The organism is Stutzerimonas stutzeri SDM-LAC (assembly GCF_000235745.1).
Lineage (GTDB): Bacteria > Pseudomonadota > Gammaproteobacteria > Pseudomonadales > Pseudomonadaceae > Stutzerimonas > Stutzerimonas stutzeri_H.
Window position 1 is genome coordinate 1 of the sequence record NZ_AGSX01000051.1, and the last position, 250, is coordinate 250.

At 69.2% G+C, this 250-nt stretch carries 1 protein-coding gene; it reads right to left on the reverse strand.

Features of this window, described 5'->3' with window-relative positions:
• Positions 1 to 23 precede the first annotated feature (23 nt).
• Positions 24 to 250, reverse strand: a 227-nt coding sequence (locus PSTU_RS20510; RefSeq protein ID WP_036992717.1) for a methylated-DNA--[protein]-cysteine S-methyltransferase, incomplete at its 5' end; no start/stop codon positions are given.

Genomic DNA, 250 nt, shown 5'->3' on the forward strand with positions numbered 1-250 from the left:
TGCATGCGACCACTGAAAGCTCGTCAGGCTCCCGACTCATCACGCTCCGATTCGAGCAGCGCGGCCTTACGTTCGACGCCCCAGCGATAGCCGGTCAGCGCCTGGTTAGCGCCGACCACGCGATGGCAGGGCACCAAGAGCCCGACGGGGTTGCTGGCACATGCCCGGGCTACAGCGCGCGCGTGGCTGCCGAGCTCGGTGGCCAACTCGCCGTAGCGGCGGGTCTCGCCCGACGGGATCTGCTGCAGCG